At 31.8% G+C, this 18,050-nt stretch carries 15 protein-coding genes; 9 read left to right on the forward strand and 6 right to left on the reverse strand.

Going from position 1 to position 18,050, the window contains the following annotated elements:
• Positions 1-102: 102 nt before the first annotated feature.
• On the forward strand, positions 103-708 hold the full coding sequence (locus FVF61_RS02285) for a dioxygenase family protein (protein WP_148452821.1): 606 nt from the start codon (positions 103-105) through the stop codon (positions 706-708).
• A 99-nt stretch (positions 709-807) separates the two neighbouring features.
• Here the strand turns inward: FVF61_RS02285 and FVF61_RS02290 are convergent, their stop codons facing one another.
• From FVF61_RS02290 to FVF61_RS02300, 3 genes are all read right to left on the reverse strand, one after another.
• Positions 808-1,041 carry a hypothetical protein gene (locus FVF61_RS02290; RefSeq protein WP_148452823.1) on the reverse strand — a complete coding sequence of 78 codons (234 nt, stop codon included), beginning with the start codon at positions 1,039-1,041 and terminating at the stop codon, positions 808-810.
• Between the two features lie 113 nt (positions 1,042-1,154).
• Positions 1,155-1,631 (reverse strand): Hsp20/alpha crystallin family protein, encoded by a 477-nt coding sequence (locus tag FVF61_RS02295; RefSeq protein WP_148452825.1) that lies wholly within the window; start codon positions 1,629-1,631, stop codon positions 1,155-1,157.
• Between the two features lie 245 nt (positions 1,632-1,876).
• Positions 1,877-2,458: a hypothetical protein gene (locus tag FVF61_RS02300; RefSeq protein WP_148452827.1), complete on the reverse strand. Its 582-nt coding sequence runs from the start codon at positions 2,456-2,458 to the stop codon at positions 1,877-1,879.
• Between the two features lie 132 nt (positions 2,459-2,590).
• Here FVF61_RS02300 and FVF61_RS02305 point away from each other — a divergent pair, with 132 nt between their 5' ends.
• Positions 2,591-3,457, forward strand: a complete 867-nt coding sequence (locus FVF61_RS02305) for a winged helix-turn-helix domain-containing protein (RefSeq protein ID WP_148452829.1) — start codon at positions 2,591-2,593, stop codon at positions 3,455-3,457.
• Positions 3,458-3,592: 135 nt separating this feature from the next.
• Complete coding sequence (locus FVF61_RS02310; protein WP_148452831.1) at positions 3,593-5,437, forward strand: PLP-dependent aminotransferase family protein; 1,845 nt, start codon at positions 3,593-3,595, stop codon at positions 5,435-5,437.
• Positions 5,438-5,454: 17 nt separating this feature from the next.
• Here FVF61_RS02310 and FVF61_RS02315 read toward each other — a convergent pair whose 3' ends face one another.
• Complete coding sequence (locus FVF61_RS02315) at positions 5,455-6,195, reverse strand: acyl-CoA desaturase (protein WP_148452833.1); 741 nt, start codon at positions 6,193-6,195, stop codon at positions 5,455-5,457.
• 68 nt (positions 6,196-6,263) lie between these two features.
• Positions 6,264-6,833 (reverse strand): Crp/Fnr family transcriptional regulator, encoded by a 570-nt coding sequence (locus FVF61_RS02320; RefSeq protein WP_148452834.1) that lies wholly within the window; start codon positions 6,831-6,833, stop codon positions 6,264-6,266.
• Between the two features lie 193 nt (positions 6,834-7,026).
• On the opposite strand from FVF61_RS02320, the gene FVF61_RS02325 reads away from it, so the two are divergent.
• The 4 genes from FVF61_RS02325 to FVF61_RS02340 all read left to right on the forward strand — a co-directional run bounded on the left by FVF61_RS02325 (position 7,027) and on the right by FVF61_RS02340 (position 13,489).
• Entirely contained in the window at positions 7,027-8,691 is a 1,665-nt protein-coding gene (locus tag FVF61_RS02325; protein ID WP_148452836.1) for a M28 family peptidase, read from the forward strand.
• 92 nt (positions 8,692-8,783) lie between these two features.
• Complete coding sequence (locus tag FVF61_RS02330) at positions 8,784-9,842, forward strand: NAD(P)-dependent alcohol dehydrogenase (RefSeq protein ID WP_148452838.1); 1,059 nt, start codon at positions 8,784-8,786, stop codon at positions 9,840-9,842.
• Between the two features lie 339 nt (positions 9,843-10,181).
• On the forward strand, positions 10,182-11,579 hold the full coding sequence (locus FVF61_RS02335; protein WP_148452840.1) for a S41 family peptidase: 1,398 nt from the start codon (positions 10,182-10,184) through the stop codon (positions 11,577-11,579).
• A 764-nt stretch (positions 11,580-12,343) separates the two neighbouring features.
• Positions 12,344-13,489: a T9SS type A sorting domain-containing protein gene (locus FVF61_RS02340; protein WP_148452842.1), complete on the forward strand. Its 1,146-nt coding sequence runs from the start codon at positions 12,344-12,346 to the stop codon at positions 13,487-13,489.
• Positions 13,490-13,836: 347 nt separating this feature from the next.
• Here the strand turns inward: FVF61_RS02340 and FVF61_RS02345 are convergent, their stop codons facing one another.
• On the reverse strand, positions 13,837-14,580 hold the full coding sequence (locus FVF61_RS02345) for an arylesterase (RefSeq protein ID WP_148452844.1): 744 nt from the start codon (positions 14,578-14,580) through the stop codon (positions 13,837-13,839).
• 26 nt (positions 14,581-14,606) lie between these two features.
• Here FVF61_RS02345 and FVF61_RS02350 point away from each other — a divergent pair, with 26 nt between their 5' ends.
• Together FVF61_RS02350 and FVF61_RS02355 are read left to right on the forward strand one after the other, a co-directional pair.
• The gene (locus FVF61_RS02350; protein WP_148452846.1) at positions 14,607-15,296 is read left to right on the forward strand and encodes an ABC transporter ATP-binding protein; all 690 of its coding nucleotides are present in this window, start codon (positions 14,607-14,609) and stop codon (positions 15,294-15,296) included.
• Between the two features lie 47 nt (positions 15,297-15,343).
• Complete coding sequence (locus FVF61_RS02355; protein ID WP_148453171.1) at positions 15,344-17,839, forward strand: ABC transporter permease; 2,496 nt, start codon at positions 15,344-15,346, stop codon at positions 17,837-17,839.
• Positions 17,840-18,050 lie beyond the last annotated feature (211 nt).

Here is an 18,050-nt window from a genome sequence, read left to right on the forward strand (position 1 = left end):
CCTTTTTTTCATTTCACCGTAAAATTTTATAGTTCATAAGATTTATTATGAAGTAATAGGCCTAAATGTATAATTTTAAACGAATTATATAAAATAAGTCTCATGAAAAAGTTTATTATAATCTTTTCTATCTCTAGTTTTTTTTGCTCTTTTGTACAGCTAAAAGCACAGGATTCTGACAATGTTTTAGAAGAAATACCTTTTGATTTTATGTCTAGAAGTCCTATTTATGATTACTCCGAAAAAAACTTAAACAATACAGATACCATTCCTGGTTTTGACTCTCAGGAAAGCAAACTTAAAATTTCTGGTACTATTTTCCAAAGTGATGGTGTTACTCCTGCTAAAGATGTAATTCTTTATATAGATCAGCCAAACCAAGATGGTGAGTACGATTTACAATTTGAAAACGATAAACGGTTTGTGTATAACAGAGGTTGGATAAAAACGGATGCTAATGGCCATTATACATTCTATACCTTTATTCCAGGTTCTTATAGACATACTAGAGAGTTAAGACAGATTCATCCTATAGTAAAAGTGGCTGGAAAACAAGAATATAATTTAAATTCCTTTATTTTTGAAGATGATCCGTTTTTAACTAAAGCATGCCGTAAAAAACTTAAGAAAAAAGGAATTAACAGCATCCTTACTACTGTAAAAAAAGAAGACATGTATGTGTCAACACATAATATTGTTTTAAAATAAAAAAGAAAGATCAGTAATCTGGTCTTTCTTTTTTATTTGATACTCACTTCAGCATAATAAATTAATTATAATAAGGTTTTATAATAATACGCTTGCGTTTTATGCTTTGTATATACCACCTGTGTCATTTAGTTTTAATAACTTGTTTTGGTGGTAAATTCTAGACTTGCGTTCGCCATTCTTATACCAAACACATTCTAAATAGCTATGGTTGTTTTTAGTTCCAAATAAGGGATCTTTTTTAATAACATATTTTAAAACCTCCATTTTTTGATTGTTGGGTATCCCTTTTAATTTTACCCAATCTCCAGGTTTAAATTTTTTAGATATCATGGTAAAAAAATATTAAAAAGTTATACGTAGTTTAATAAAGTTAATTATAAATGAAAAGCAGAGGCTGTGTTTACAGCCTCAACTTTTATCTTAAAACATGTTGCCTGAAAAGATTAAGTTACTTTTATAGTTCTAATAGGCTTTTTCTTGGCTTCTTCTTTTTTGGGTAATGTAATATTTAAAATACCATCAAAATATACTGCATCAATTTTAGAATCATCTACACTTTCAGGAAGCGTAAATGTTCTTTTAAATGAAGAATAACCAAATTCTTTACGAGTATAATTATCTTCTTTTTGTTCTGTTTCTTCTTTTGTTTCTGAAGAAATGCATAAGTTATTGTTATCAATATCTATTTGCAGATCAGATTTTTTAATTCCAGGAATTGCCATTTCAACAACAAAAGAATCTGATTTTTCTTTGATGTTTACTTTTGGTAAGGACATACCTGTATTAAAACTTGAAGGAAATACGTTAGGTAAGTCGCTTTTAAAAATGTCTTCAATCCAATTTGAAAAACTAGGAAAGTTTACGTTTGAAATAGTGTTTGGTAAACCTCCATTTTTTGGTACTTTAACTAAAGTGCTCATAATAATAAAAATTTTAAATTAAACAATAAGTCAAAAATTCAATCTTAACGATTTATTTACCTAAAATGCAAACAAAATGCCAAATGAAAATACAACAACATTTTTAACTAAAAATTAATATTTTATTAATAATTTTTAAACAAAACATACAATTATACGAGTAATAAGTAATTAAGAGTGTCATATTGGCATTTTGCACTGAAATTTTTACAGTTGTTTATGCCACTATTAATAAACAGATATTATTAACATCCTCCAGATAGTCTCACAGACAATTCCTCTGATTTCTGACTTATAATAAACGGGATTTCTTCTAAACTACATCTTGGTTCAATTGTAAACCTAATTAATCCAGTTACTTCAAAATCTTTATCAGTAAGTACTTTTAATGGTAGTTTATAAGTCGTGTTTTCTCTTACCCAATTTACAACTCCATTTACATAGTGATGTGGATCTATTATTTCTTCAACAGATAATGGTATTTCAATAAGCTTTCCTAGAGTTTCAATATAACTATTTTCATCTAAAGACATATTAAACTTTCCTTTAAAATCTTTTTTAGCGTTTGGAGAAACAAAATGCGCATCACCTTTTAATGTAATAAAAAGTACTAATTTTTGAGAATCTGTTTCTGTATCTTCAATTTTTAAATCTAAATGATAAGGGCTATGTGGATTGTATGGCTCTTTAAAGGAAACTGATTCATATGGGTTTAATGGTAAATTAACTGCCGTAGAAGCAATATCATCTTGTTTAACCACCTCTTGACTTTTTGTGCTACAACTCATATTTAAAAGTATGAAAGAGCATAGTATTAATCTGTTCATGATTTGATTGTTTTTATAATTACTAATAGAAGTAAAATTATTGGAAACCCTTCTTAAAAGTGTCAAAAAAATGTAAAAGAAGTGTAAACTGTTTCTAAAAGTCATGAAATTGTTAGTAATTTACATCTTAATATGAATAAAAGAAAGATTTTTATAATTAGTGGTTTTATTAGTATTGTAGTGTCTATTTGGATGATTACTAATTTAGATAAAGATAAAACTACTTTATCCGAAAGAGTCAAAGTTGCTTTAAGATCAGTTGGTAATCAGTTATTGCTTACCAATCAAGATTCAACGTCATTGATTTTACCAATAATAGCATTAGAAAATAATAAGTATCAGCTATCTTTTCAAAAACCATTGACTTTTGAACCTGGACAGCTAGTATCTATTATTGAATCATCTTTTATCAAGGCAGCACTTCCAAGCAATTATATTGTAGAAACCGTTCAATGCGAAGCTAAGAAAGTGGCTTATAGTTATCAAATATTAAATACTGTAGAAAACAATATTGTTCCATGTAAAGGAAGAACTTTACCAGAAAGTTGTTATACAATAGAAGTTCTATTTATAGATATTGATAATGCTACATCTAGCAAACAAGCTTTTCATTATGTTTTATTATGTAGTGGTTTTTTACTCCTAATTATTGGCTTGTATAAAAGAAAACAAATTTATGAAAAAGAAGCAAACTCAGAAGATTATGCCACACTTGGAAGTTTTCAATTTTATCCAGAACAGAATAAACTGGTAAAACAAGCTGAAGAAATAAGTCTATCTAAAAAAGAATGTGAACTTCTAGAAATATTTGTTGCAAACCCAAATCAAGTCATTAAACGTGACGAGCTTACCAAAAAAGTATGGGAAGACCATGGCGTTTTTGTTGGCAGAAGTTTAGATACTTATATTTCGAAACTAAGAAAAAAGCTGGAATCAGACGACTCTATTAAAATTACAAATGTGCATGGAGTTGGATATAAGTTGGAAGTGCTTCACTAAGTTAAACTCTCACTTAGAATAAATTATTCATGGCTTGAAGATAATCTCCTACTAAGGGTGTTGATATTTCTATTGGAACCCTAAAAAAAAAATTCTAATTAATGTATCTTGCAGGCTCATCTAAAGATGAATTTTATGGAAGATAATATCATGCGAAATTTCATTAAAAAGGTTTTAGAAAATATGCCAATTGGTTGGTTGCGTACAACCACTCATAGATTAGATATTTATGACGAAAAATTGGCTAAAACTCAATTCCTAGAGCAATTTGAAAACTTATATAACAACCAAAATTCAGATGCATCAGCATTAAATGAATTACCTACGGCTTACGACTATATTCGATTAGGACATCCACTATCTTGTGTCTTAGAATGGAGTATTGCTAAATTAAATAATCTTCAATCTAGTAATGTGATTAGTTTTCAATCGAAGACGATTCCAATATTGGCTATTCTAAGAAATAATGTATTAGATAATAAAAACACCCAAATTTGTTATTCCGGTCAATTACCAGAATGCTTTGATAGCAAAATGCTTCAAGCTATTTATGGTTATGAATTTGAATTAAAGCATGTAAACAATGTAGAAAAGGTTTCTAAGTTTCATGGAAGTACCATTTTCATTTCACAAGAAAATAGTATTTCTAAAGCTAATCTGAATCAAAACATTGATTTTTATATAAGTATGTATTCCAATCTTGGTAGTATCTTATTAGTAAATGGAAAAGCAAATGAAAATTATATTTCAGAAATTCAACATGTAAGAAGAAGAGAATCCATTGCAATGACACCAGCCAATTGTCATACTTCTTTAAAGTCACTAATCGATTCATCTTCTTTTGAATCTAATAAAGATGATGTCGAGACAAACAAAAAAACGGTCTTAAATTCAATAAACGAGATTACCAATACCAATACAAAAGCATTAGTAGCATCTAGCGGATTATCTATTCAATATGCGATTATGATGGGTCTTATTCATGATGCCTTAGAAAATCATAAAGGAAAGGACATCAAATTCATTGTACCACCAAATTGTTATGGTGGAACAAATGATCAAGCCAGACGTGTTGCTGCCTGTACTGACAATGTGGAAATTATAGATTTACCAGTAGATGGTGAAAACAACATGGTTCAAAGTATCGATTTGGTTTTAAATACCATGGCTAACCAAGACGCTATTCCATACATCATAGCCGAAATTCCAACTAATCCAAGAGTTGAAGTTCCAGATCTTATAAAATTAAAAGATGTTTTATGTAAAAAGCGAGAAACAATCTCTGGCGAAATGGCAATTGCTCCAGTTTTTATATTAGATCAAACCTTTTGTCCTAACGTGCACTTTTTAGGTGAAGGCGATTTCTTATCTACTGTTAAAACCATTTCTTTCGCTAGTGGATCGAAATTTCCAAGTGGAGGATTATGTACAGCTGGTTATTGTGTGGGAAATACAAAAACAGAAGATTTGATAGTAAAAATAGAAAAGCACTTAAAACTTTGCGATAATGAAGCTACAAATCTTCAGTATGATATATTAGCAAAACAACTGCCTACAATGAATCAAAGAATTACGGATGCATATAAGAATACAAGGGAATTTGTAAACTTTATTCACAGTCATTTACCAAAGGCAAAAATCAATTTTGTTTCTGAAGAAATGGCAGCACAAGGATTTACGCCATCTGTGTTTTCATTAGATCTGCCAACTAAAGGTAATACAACCGAAGAAAAAGAGGCTTATAAAAGAGCTTTAAATTTGAAGCTAATTAATTTAATGATTTCAGAAATCCCAAGTGAAAGTAAGTATTGCGTAAGTTATGGTCAGTTAAAAGGATGTTATTGGACCATACCAGCAACTTCTACTCAAGGAACAACCAAAGAAGGCGACAAAGATTATATTGCACGTGTAGCACTTTCTCCAGATATAGATCTTGAACGACACAAAGAAGTCTTTTTAAGTTTCGTTAAAAGTATTTGATAGAAAGAAAAATAACCCTATTTCTTTACTGGTATAGGCTTTAATTGAATAACTCCAAAAACGTCCAAAACGCGTATGATTAAATAAGTGATATCTATCTCATACCATTTTACACCAAAGTTAGCTCTACTAGCATGTTTATGATGGTTGTTATGATAGCCTTCACCCATCATTAAAAAATCAAAACGGAATAAATTCTTACTGGTGTTTTTCATTTTAAAATTCACATAGCCATAAATATGTCCAAACCAATTAATAATAACACCATGAACAGGAGCCATTAAAAAGGTTAAAGGAAGTAATAGCCATTGCCACCAAGCAGTTGTAAAAAAAGCAAAGATAAAAATATAAAGACTAATCCAAAGCAATCTGGAAAAACGAGAACTGGCAAAGCTGTCAAAGGATTTCCATTGAGGGACATTTTTTGTAAAACGTGAATCAACATCAACTTTTTCTTGATTAATATCTTGGTAAATGGTTTTTGTTTTCCACATCATCGCAAATAAATTAGCGTCGTATTTTGGAGAATGTGGATCCTTTTCTGTATCTGTATAAGCATGATGCATTCTATGCATAACACCATAGCCATAAGCGCTTAAATAACTAGAACCTTGAAAAATCCATGTTAAGACAAAAGTGATGCGTTCCATAACTTTAGACATGGTAAATACTTGATGTGCAGCATAACGATGTAAAAAGAAAGATTGAAAAAATAAGCCTCCATACCAAAGCACTAAAACGAAAATTACAACTGCCATATCTTTTGTTTTTTGCAAAGATAATTTGTCGTTACACGTTAAACAATGAACCTAAATCAATAAATAGTTTACAAACGCTTTCTTATTCTGCTTAAGGCTTGAGCAGTAACACCAATATAAGAGCTAATATATTTAAGTGGAATGACCTTTAAAAGTTCTGGACGCTCTTTAAACAATTTCAAATAGCGTTCTTCTGCTGTCAGATTTAGCAAGTTTTGTTCTCTTTTAGACTTAATTAAAAACAAACGCTCAGCAGTAAGTCTCCCTATTAAATTCCCAATTTGAGTTGTTTTGTAAACCAATTGTAAATCATTATAAGAGATACTTAAAATAGTTGTTTCAGTAAGAGCTTGTAATTGATATGCTGAAGGTTTGCGTGTTAAGAAGGAATCATAAGCACTGATAAACTGGTTTTTAAAACTAAACCCAAAAGTGATTTCTTTCTCAGGGTTTTCTTTAGGGATAAATAAACGAACAACTCCTGATTCAATAAATGAAATATGATTTTCTATTTCATTAAGTTTTAAAAAAACAGCTTTTTTAAGTATCACGCGACGTTGCAGTTTTGAAGTAAAAAACTTCCAATCCTCATCTGATATCGTAGCTATTTGCTCTAAAAACGCTTTAATTTGTTGCAATTTGTTCTATAATAATATTAGTACACAAATATATAGATTCATTTATGTGTTTAATAATAAAATAAGATGATCTTTTCGTCAAGTTGCTTCATTGACTTGACATTAAATGTCAATTCCATTGTAATATAGTAGATTTGTACCTTGGCTTTAATTTATTATTTATCTTTATAGGAATTAATTAAAACCACTAATAATGAATTTATTTCAAAAGTACTTATGCCTCCTTTTTTGTTTAAGTTTCATTTTTTTTACAAGTTGTAAAGAAAAAATAGAAGAAGTAACCGTATTTAATGATGAAGATTTAGCTGTATTCTCAGAATCAGTAAATCCGGATGACTTTAGGCATCATATTGCTGTACTCGCAGACGACAGCCTAAAAGGAAGGCTTCCTGGAACTCCAGAATATGAAGAAGCCATGGCTTATGTGGCAAATAAATACAAAGAGTTTGGTTTAACACCATTAGGGAATAAGGAGGGTAGCTCTTACTATCAAACCTTAACCTTACGAAATTCTTTAGTTGAAAACGAGCAATCTTATATGATACTAAATAATACTGACACCTTGCAAGTGAGTAAGGATTATTTCTATCTAGGAAATGCTAATGACAAAGAAGCTGTGTATTCAGGAGATCTTGTTATTGCTGGATATGGTATTCAAGCTCCAGAGTATGGTTTAAACGACTTTGAAAACCTAGATGTGAATGGAAAAATAGTCGTCCTGTTTTTTGGTGCTCCAAGTTCTTTTCCTGCAAGTGAAAGAGCTTATTTTGGAAATATAACTACAAAAATTGCAACTTTAGATCAATTAGGTGCCAAAGGGATTTTATTTGCTATAAACCCAGAGGGTAGTAGTCGTTTTAATAGTATTTACGAACGAATGTCTCAACAAGGCACAAATAGTGTTTTAATGCCTAGTGGGAAAGCATCAGGAAGATCAGATTTTGGAGATAATCTAAAATTTGGAGGTTTTTTAAATTGGTCAACCTTATCTAAACTTACAGGTATCAATCCTGACGAATATAAAAACTACATAGAGAATGATAGTATTCTAAACCAGCCCTCTAAAACCGTTCAATTAAAAGGAAAGGTAGTAACTAAATTTAAAGAATTTGAAAGCGCTAATGTAATTGGGCTTTTAGAAGGAGGAGATTTAAAAGATGAATATATTGTTCACACAGCACATTTAGATCATATTGGTATTGGAAAACCAGTAGACGGAGATTCTATTTATAATGGCGCTCATGATAATGCTTCAGGAATTAGTGCCATGTTAGAAATTGCAAGACTTTACAGCAAATTACCTTCAAAACCAAATCGTTCCGTCATTTTCGCAGCTGTTACAGCTGAGGAAATGGGCTTATTAGGATCTAAATATCTAGCAGTAAATCCTCCTGTAGATCAAGAAAAGATCATTGCTAATGTCAATACAGATATGCCAACATTAATAGCTCCACTGTTATCTATAGAGCCTTTGGGTGCCGAGCAAAGCAGTATTATGGATGTGGTTAAAAGATCTGCTAATCAATTGAATTTGCAAATAGATTCAGACCATATGCCTGAAGAAGTTAGGTTTGTACGTAGCGACAATTTTAGTTTCGTTCAAGAAGGTATTCCAGCTTTACGCATGAAATATGGTTTAAAAACAGAGACCTCAGAAACGGGTTTAGACTCTCTAATAAATACCTTTACAGCAATGCATTATCATAAACCATCAGATGAACTTCATGACGATATGTTCAATTTCGATGCTGCTAAAACATATGTTAGACTACAGTTTATGAATAGTTACCTAATAAATGTTTCAGAAGAGAAACCATCTTGGAATAACGATTCTTTTTTTAAGAAGTTCAAAAAATAAAACACATTCAAGATATTAATTCTTATCGTTAAAAAATGTATTGCTTTTTTGTACCTTTAGCCTACTTTCATTAATTATTTAAAAAAACGATTATGAATACCAAAAATGTTAAAGCATACGGAACTGAATCAGCAGACGCAGATTTAAAACAGTTATCAATTGATAGGAGAGAAGTATTAACAAAAGATGTAGAGATAGATATCCTTTTTTGTGGAGTATGCCATTCCGATTTGCATTTTGCAAGAAACGATTGGGGCATGACTCAATTTCCTGTAGTGCCAGGACATGAAATAGTAGGACGTGTCACTCAAGTAGGTTCAGGAGTATCAAAATATAAAGAAGGAGATTTAGTTGCCGTAGGTTGTTTAGTAGATTCCTGTAGAACCTGTAATAATTGTAAAGACGATTTAGAGCAATACTGCACAGGAGGTTGGGTAGGCACTTATGGTGGTTACGACAAACATTTAGATACCAATACTCATGGAGGTTATTCTGAAACTATTGTAGTTGATGAAGCTTTTGTTTTACGTGTTCCTGAAAATTTAGACCATGCAGGTATTGCTCCTGTTTTATGTGCTGGTATAACTACTTGGTCGCCATTACGTCATTGGAAGGTGGGTAAAGGTTCAAAAGTGGCTGTTGTTGGTTTAGGTGGTTTAGGTCATATGGCTATTAAACTAGCTCATGCTTTAGGAGCTCATGTAACTTTGTTTTCTCGTTCTAATAATAAAACAGAAGATGCTAAAAAACTAGGTGCAAACGAAGTTATTATTTCTACAGATGAAGCTCAGATGGAACAGGCTATGGGTCGTTTCGATGTGATTATAGATACCGTTCCTTATGCTCACGATTTAAACCCGTATGTGAACACTTTAACTACTAATGGAACGCTGGTAGTAGTAGGTTATTTAGGACCATTAGACCCAACTATAGTGACTGTACCAATGATTATGGGACGCAAGGCTGTAGCTGGATCATTAATTGGTGGTATTGCCGAAACACAAGAATTATTAGATTTCTGTGGCAAACATAACATTACTTCAGATATTGAAGTTATCAATATCCAAGATATTAATACAGCTTACAAACGTATGCTTAATAGCGACGTGAAATACCGTTTTGTAATTGATATGAAGTCTCTTAAACAATAAAAACACGTTTACATATTAATTGTTCACTTGGTTTAAAGGTGTGTAGTCTATAAAAACTGCAAGTTCAATAATACATGGCATTATTATTACATATTCGTGCATATAATACATTTTATATTTCGTTAATATCCCATATATTTTAAAATGGAAAATAATTAGCAATAAACTATATTCTGTTAAAACCTACTCTAAACAGGTTATCGGTCGCATAAATAAAATAATAAGTTACATCTTCTTTAGTTTTGAATTTAATAATTGTTATTCCTAAAACTATGGGAATAAAGTATTAGAAAAAATAATTGACTCAAATAAAAATATGACAAATAAAATTTCAATAAAATGAAAACTACTATTAGAATTTCAGTATTATTTGTAGTATTCCTTCTTAATGTAAGTGTAAGTAATGCCCAGGACAATTCATTAACTAGCACTTATAAGCTAGAAGTTATAAATAATCTGTCTCAATTAATAAACGATAATTATGTATTTCCTGATGTTGCCAAAAAAACCGAAGAGCATTTAAAAAAGCAATTATTAGATGGGTATTTTGATGCGTTTAACAGTAACGAAACGTTTGCCGTAGCCTTAACAGAATCGGTTCAAAGCATAAATAAAGACAAGCATATGCGCATCAGGTCTCAACAGCCTAGTAACCTCCCAGAAATGTCATCAGAAAGAATGTTTAAAGAGCATCTTGATAGAATGGAAAGATCTAGAGTAGGAAATGCAGGCTTCAACACAGTTAAAATACTTGAAGGAAATGTTGGTTATCTAGACTTAAGAGGCTTTGCAGGTTTAGAAACTGGTAAAGATATGGCTGATGCTTATATGAAATTAATGTCAAGAACAGATGCTGTAATTATTGACCTTAGTAAAAATGGTGGTGGCAGCCCAAGTATGGTGCAATATTTATGTAGCTATTTCTTTAACCAAAAATTACTTTTAAACAGCCTGTATTGGAGAGAAGGAGACATAACACAAGAATTCTGGACACTAGATAAGGTTGGAGGACTTAAAATGCCAGATGTTCCATTATTTATCATTACAAGCGAAAGAACCTTTTCAGGTGCTGAAGAGTTTTCATATAACATGCAAACTCAAAAAAGAGCAACCTTGGTTGGACAAACCACTGGAGGAGGTGCTAATCCAGGAGGCACCATGAGAATAAACGATAATTTATACGTCTTTATTCCTACAGGAAGAGCTATAAACCCTATTACAAAAACCAATTGGGAAGGTGTAGGAGTCATTCCAGAAATAAAAACAACAATAGAAGATGCTTATAGTAAAACGCTAGAGCTAGCACAAAATGCAGCAGAAACCTATAGAATTAAAAGAAATGAAACCTATAACCAATTGTTTGCAGATTTAAATAAGGAACTTGAGCAGTATGTTGCTGGTTATTCTGATAGTCAGATACTTGAAAAATTAAAAATATGTCAGGAAGCAAATTTGTTTAACGAATCAGATATTAATGCTTTAGGCTATGAGTTTTTAATGACTTACAATAAACCAAAAAGAGCAGAAGCTATTTTTAAAGCCAATACCTTGCTTTACCCTAACTCTGCAAATGCATTCGATAGTTATGGAGAATCTTTAATGGTTAATGGTAACATAGAAGCATCTCTTAAAAACTATCAAAAGGCTGTAAATTTAGCTACATTAAATAAAGATGAGAATCTTGAATTGTTTCAAAATAATTTAGAGAAAATAAAACAAAAACTAAAGAAGAATTAACGGTTTAAAATCTTATATAACTTAAATATCATCTATATTTTTAAGTTTTCTTTCATACATAATTTGGGCTTATTATATCCTTTTTAAAAAATGATAGGCCATATAATTGTTTTGTATTTAGACTGTTGTAACTAAAAATTAAGTCTAATAATATGAATTTAATCACCCTTAAAATTTACTAAAAGCCTGCTTCTATAATTTTTTACTAACAACTAACATGCTTTATTATGAAAGTTCTTTCCACAGGTATCAAGCTATTAGTTTTAAGTTTTATTTTTGTATCATTTCTCAATGTTATTGCTTAGGACGATTCTGAGTTACCTCCCAGTAGAAACATTTTCAGTACTTCTTCCTGCAATTAATAGTGAGATTACTGAGATTGGTTTTCCTGTTCCTCCAAATTAGAATGGATATACACCAGTAAATGAAGTTATAGAGATTCCCAATAGTCTTCCTTTTTAAGTTTTAATTTTTAGTGGTTATGCTAGCAATGTTTATCTGAATGTAATATTGCTTTATAATTTGTAAGGCATCTTATGGATTAAGCTGTTTATGTTCTTTATTCTTGGTGGTATATTTAATTGGCATTTTACTACACTTCAATAAATATTTCTTCAAGTGATTTGCGAAGAATGAGCAAATTGTATCGAGAAACTGAACACTTGAACTGTCTGTTGTGCACAGAAAGCTGTCGTTTGTGACAAAACCTTCCTCCCCGAAAAAGTAATTCCTAGATTGCTGTTGCTATTATAACAAATGAAATTATGAAAACAAGATTACTTACACTTTTACTATTTATTTTTATTGCAAACAATGTTAATTCACAAACCAACACCTCAGATTATGTTTCTGGATTAACAGACCCAACTTATTTATCAATGAACGGAACAGATATGTATGTATTGGGTTCTGTAAATCTTTACAGAATAGATACCACCATAAACAATCCAATACCAACAATTATCTATACAGTACCCGAAAATTTTTACTTGGTCAATTTCACCATTAATGGCAATTTAATTTATATAGCTCTTGAAAACTATGTAGAAGCAACCGACCTCTTTTTAGGTGGTAGAATAGAATCTATTGACTTAAACAACTTAGCACAACCTGCTGAATTTATTTATAGTACCAATGAGTATATTAGCTCTCTAACAAATAATGGTTCTACCATTTACTTTACAGCAGAAACATTAGTAAGTCCACCAGATTTTGAACCTTTTATTTCACATTTAGATTCAATAGATGCTAGCATCTCAGATCCTGAACCTGAAACCATAATCTCAGGTCTTAGTGATACTAGTGTTATTAGAGGCATGTTGTTTGATAATAACTTAGTGTATCTGTCTTCTAGTGATGATAATGATATTTTAAGTATAGATGTATCACAACCTAATCCTATAGCAAACACAGTTGTAAGTGGATCATTTGCAAGAGGTATTTTTAAATCTGGAAACCAATTATACATGGCTAACGGAAGTTTAATAACTAAAATAGATGTTACTAATCCATCTGCTGGTTCTACAGCTGTAGCCATAAACTCCACCTATCAAGATATTAATAATGGAAATCCGTTTTTTGCAAACTTTAGAGATGTTGTTTTAGTTGGTAATATGGTATATGCAACCTTATTAAACCAAGGTAAAGTTGTAAAAGCTATAGATAATACATTAGCTATCAGTGAGTATAATTCAGATTTAGATGCTATTAGTTTCTATAACAACAAAAATACCATTCATGTTACTGGTTTAAAAAACAACATAGATGTAAAAATCTTTAGTTTAACAGGTCAGAATATTTTAAGTGAAAAGTTATCAATAAACAACAATTCTATGGATATTAGTAATTTGTCTAACGGAGTTTATTTATTGAATATTGACAATAAAAAGACTTTTAAGTTTGTTAAATAACTTGAAATAGGGAATTTTTATGATTCCCTTAAATAAGAAGAATGTATTCATTAAAAAACAAAGGGAATTAGATTTTAACATCTTAATTCCCTTTGGTATCATAATTCCTTCTGTTGGCATTACCCGACGAAGTACAATGGGTATAATCTCAGCTGTTCTAATTAAGCACCCCAATAACGATGAAATAAATATAGAAAAAATTAAGCAAATTTCCAAATAATTAGTATGCAAATTAATGGATACGAGGCATAAGATTAAGTTAATTATCTATTGTGAAGTTTTATATTTAAATAGAAATACGAGTTTAAAAACAAAACACTCTAACTAAAACATTTTGGGTATGTTTATCACATCACCAAAGGCTTTAGTGTTTCCCACACATTATCTGCTACAATTTTATGTCCTTCAATATTTGGGTGAATGCCATCTCTTTGGTTTAATGATGGGATGCCTCCAACATCTTTTAAAATAAAAGGTATAAAAGCAAGATTGTTTTGTTCTGCTAAATCTGCAAATAACTGTCTAAATTCTGTAGTATATTCCTGACCCATATTTGGAGGTAATTCCATTCCTGCAAGGATGATGATGGTTTCTGGACTTTTTTCTTTTACAACATCTATAATAGCTTGTAGGTTGGCTCTGGTTTCTGTTAGAGGTACACCACGTAAACCGTCATTGGCACCCAGTTCCAATAAAAAAATGGTGGGATTCTGTTTAATAACCCAATCTATTCTACTTTTACCACCTGCACTGGTTTCGCCACTTACTCCAGAGTTTATTACGGTATAATCCAGTTTTAAGGAGTCTATGGTCTGTTGTAAAATACCTGGATAGGCGTCGTTTGTGTCGTCTAATCCATAACCTGCTGTTATGCTGTCTCCAAAGAGTAAAATGGTTTTATTTTTTGCTTGGGGAGTTTCTGTTGTTTCAGTAACAGAATCAGTTGATTGGACATCTGTGGTTTTCTTTGTTTTAGTATCGTCACATGAAATGAAAAGGAGTACCAAAATAAAATAACAAAACTTTATGAGTTTCCAGCTTCTAATGATTGGTAGATGTGAATGTAATTGATTATTTTGAGCCTTGGACATAAGTCTGGATTTTAATTGAAATTTATATGTCAAAGATATTAAAGATTACTGGGTTGGAAAAGACATATACCAGTGGTAACAAAGAATTAACGGTTTTACATGATATTTCGTTTGATGTTGAACAAGGACAAACCTTCTCAATTGTTGGGCCTTCTGGAAGTGGAAAGACCACCTTATTAGGCCTTTGTGCTGGACTGGATGCACCTAATGCTGGGACTGTAATTTTATGTGGACAGGATTTAAGCACTTTAAATGAAGATGAACGTGCGCAATTGCGAAATGATGAAGTAGGTTTTATTTTTCAGAATTTTCAATTGTTACCAACCTTAACAGCACTGGAGAATGTAAGTGTGCCTTTAGAATTGCAAGGGTCTAAAGAGGCTACTGCTAAAAGTCTGAATTTATTAGAAAAAGTAGGATTAGCAGATCGAGTACATCACTATCCATCTCAACTTTCAGGTGGCGAACAGCAACGTGTGGCTTTGGCAAGAGCCTTTGCCAATGCACCATCCATCTTATTTGCAGATGAACCTACAGGGAATTTAGATGATGAAACTGGTGAAAAAGTCATTCAGGCTCTTTTTAAGTTGAATGAAGAAAACGGAACCACTTTAGTAATTATTACTCACGATTTGGAGTTAGCAAACCGAACCCAACAAATTTTAAAACTGAAAGGTGGAAAAATAGTTACAAACCTACTTACAACAGCTCAGTGAATACTTCCAATAAAAGAAAAAGCTTACAGATAGGCTGGTTGTTTAAAATGGCATGGCGTGATGCCAAAGCAAGTAAAATACGTTTGCTGTTATTTATGTCTTCTATTATACTTGGGATTGCTGCTGTGGTAACTATTCAGCTTTTTAGTAACAATCTAAAAGATAACATTAAAAGTCAGTCTAAAACCCTCATAGGAGCTGATTATATTATAGATTCCAAACAGCTTCCTACAGAAAGAGCTCAAGCCATTATTGATTCGTTAAAACCAGGAGCTAAAGAAGTTAACTTTGTTTCCATGATTGCCTTTCCAAAGAATGGTGGCACCAAATTAGTAAAAGTACAAGGTCTTGATGGAAACTTTCCATTTTACGGAAAAATAAATACAGAACCAGTCTCTGCTGCAAGTAGTTATCAAGCTTTAGGTGGAGCTTTAGTTGATGCAACTTTAATGTTGCAATTTAATATAATACCTGGAGATTCCATTAAAGTAGGAGAGGTAACTTTACCCATTGCAGGAGCATTAAAATCCATGCCAGGAAATTCTGCTATTTCTAGTTCGGTGGCACCTCCTGTAGTAATTCCTTACCGTTTTATTGATGCTACCGAATTGCTCCAGTTTGGAAGTAGAAAAGAATACCAATATTACTACAAGGCATCAGATACTTTAAACTTAATCAGACTAGAAGAAAAACTAGAAACAGCACTCGATATAGAAAATGCCGATTTAGATACGCATACTAGTACTACCAGACGTTTAGGCAGACGCTACGACAATGTGTGCAAATTCTTAAATTTAGCAGCTTTTATCGCTTTATTATTAGGCTGTATTGGCATAGCCAGTTCAGTGCATATCTATATTAAAGAGAAATTAAATCCCATTGCTATATTAAAATGTATGGGAGCCTCTAGACGTCAAAGTTTTCTAATTTTTTTAATTCAGATAGCAGGAATTGGGATTGTAGGTGGAATTATTGGGTCGTTGATTGGAGTAATGCTGCAAACGGTCTTTCCATATTTATTGAAAGATTTTTTACCTTTCACATTAGAGATTAGTATTTCAGCACTGCCTATTTTAATTGGGATTTTTCTAGGGCTATCCATGTCGGTTTTATTTGCATTATTGCCTTTACTTCGTACTTGGTATGTGTCTCCATTAGACGTATTACGAGTAGATGAAAAAGGGTCTCAAGAACCAAGAAAGGTCCGATTGATGGTCTTTGGAGTTATTTTGGTCTTCCTGTTTTTATTTTCTCTTTGGTTGATTAAAGATGCTTTGTATGCTTTAGCATTTGTTGTTGCCACACTACTTACGTTTGCTATGTTGGCAAGTGTTGCCATCGGATTTATTAAAATCATTAAACGCTTTTTTCCAAAACACTGGAGTTTTACAGCCAGACAAAGCTTATTAAACCTTTTCAGACCAAATAATCAAACGGTTGTACTAGTGGTTGCTATTGGTTTGGGTACCTTTTTAATAAGTACCTTATATTTTACCAAGGACATATTATTAGCCAAAACAGAGATCGGACAAACGGAACAAAATGCCAACATCATTATTTTAGATGTGCAACGAGACCAACGTGATGATGTAGCCAGAACTATTACCACAAATAACCTTCCAGTACTAAATAATATTCCTTTAGTAACTATGCGTATGCAGAGTCTAAACGGGAGATTGGTGAATGAAATTCGTCAGGATAGCACCAGACAAATACGTGGCTGGCTTTTAAATCATGAGTTTCGAACCACCTATAGAGATTCTCTAAGCGATTCTGAAGAATTGATGGCAGGTAAGTGGTATTCAAATGTTAAACAAGGCGAACCAGTAATGATTTCCATTTCAGAGAACTTGGCCATGGATGCTAAGCTTAACGTTGGAGATCCTGTGGTGTTTAATGTGCAAGGAGTATTAATAGAAACAACTGTAGGCAGTATTAGAAAAGTTGATTGGTCTCAAATACAGCTTAATTTCTCTATTGTATTTCCAACAGGAGTTTTAGAACAGGCACCACAATTTAATGTCTTTTCTACAATGGCACCTACAGAAGCAAGCTCGGCAGCTTTACAGCAAGAATTAGTAGCTAAATACCCTAATGTGTCCATAATCGATTTACGACAGATATTTAGCTTAGTAGATGATATCCTAGAAAAGGTTTCTTGGGTTATCAATTTTATGGCGTTTTTTAGCATTTTCACTGGAATTATTGTGCTAATAGGATCTGTAAGAACCAGCAAATATCAACGCATTAAAGAGAGTGTTTTGCTCCGAACTTTAGGGGCTAAAAACAAGCACATCCTGCAAATTTCTGCCTTCGAATATCTCTTTTTAGGGCTTTTGGGTAGTTTGGTAGGTTTGGTTTTAGCTTTGGTAAGCAGTTTGTGTTTAGCTTTGTTTGTTTTTAAAGAACCTTTTATTCCTTCAGGTATTCCGTTTATGGTGTTCTTGCCTGGTATTACCTTATTGGTGTTAGCCATAGGTTTAAGTAATATTCAGACAGTATTAAAAAGTTCTCCTTTAGAAGTTTTGCGTAAGGAAAGTTAAATATTAAGTGATCTCTTTTTTTGGGTTTTATTTCATTTTCAGCTAATAAATTCGTAAATTAATAAATCACTATTAAAAGAAGAAACAATGCAAAGCACACTATATTTATTAGTATTACAAAAGTCTTCTTACACACAAAACCCGGGTGACAGTGGTACGGTAGATTTAACAAAACCATTTGATTTAATTGTTTTCATTATTTTACCTATAA

Source organism: Xanthomarina maritima, assembly GCF_008084905.1.
In the GTDB taxonomy this organism is placed as follows: Bacteria; Bacteroidota; Bacteroidia; order Flavobacteriales; family Flavobacteriaceae; genus Xanthomarina; species Xanthomarina maritima.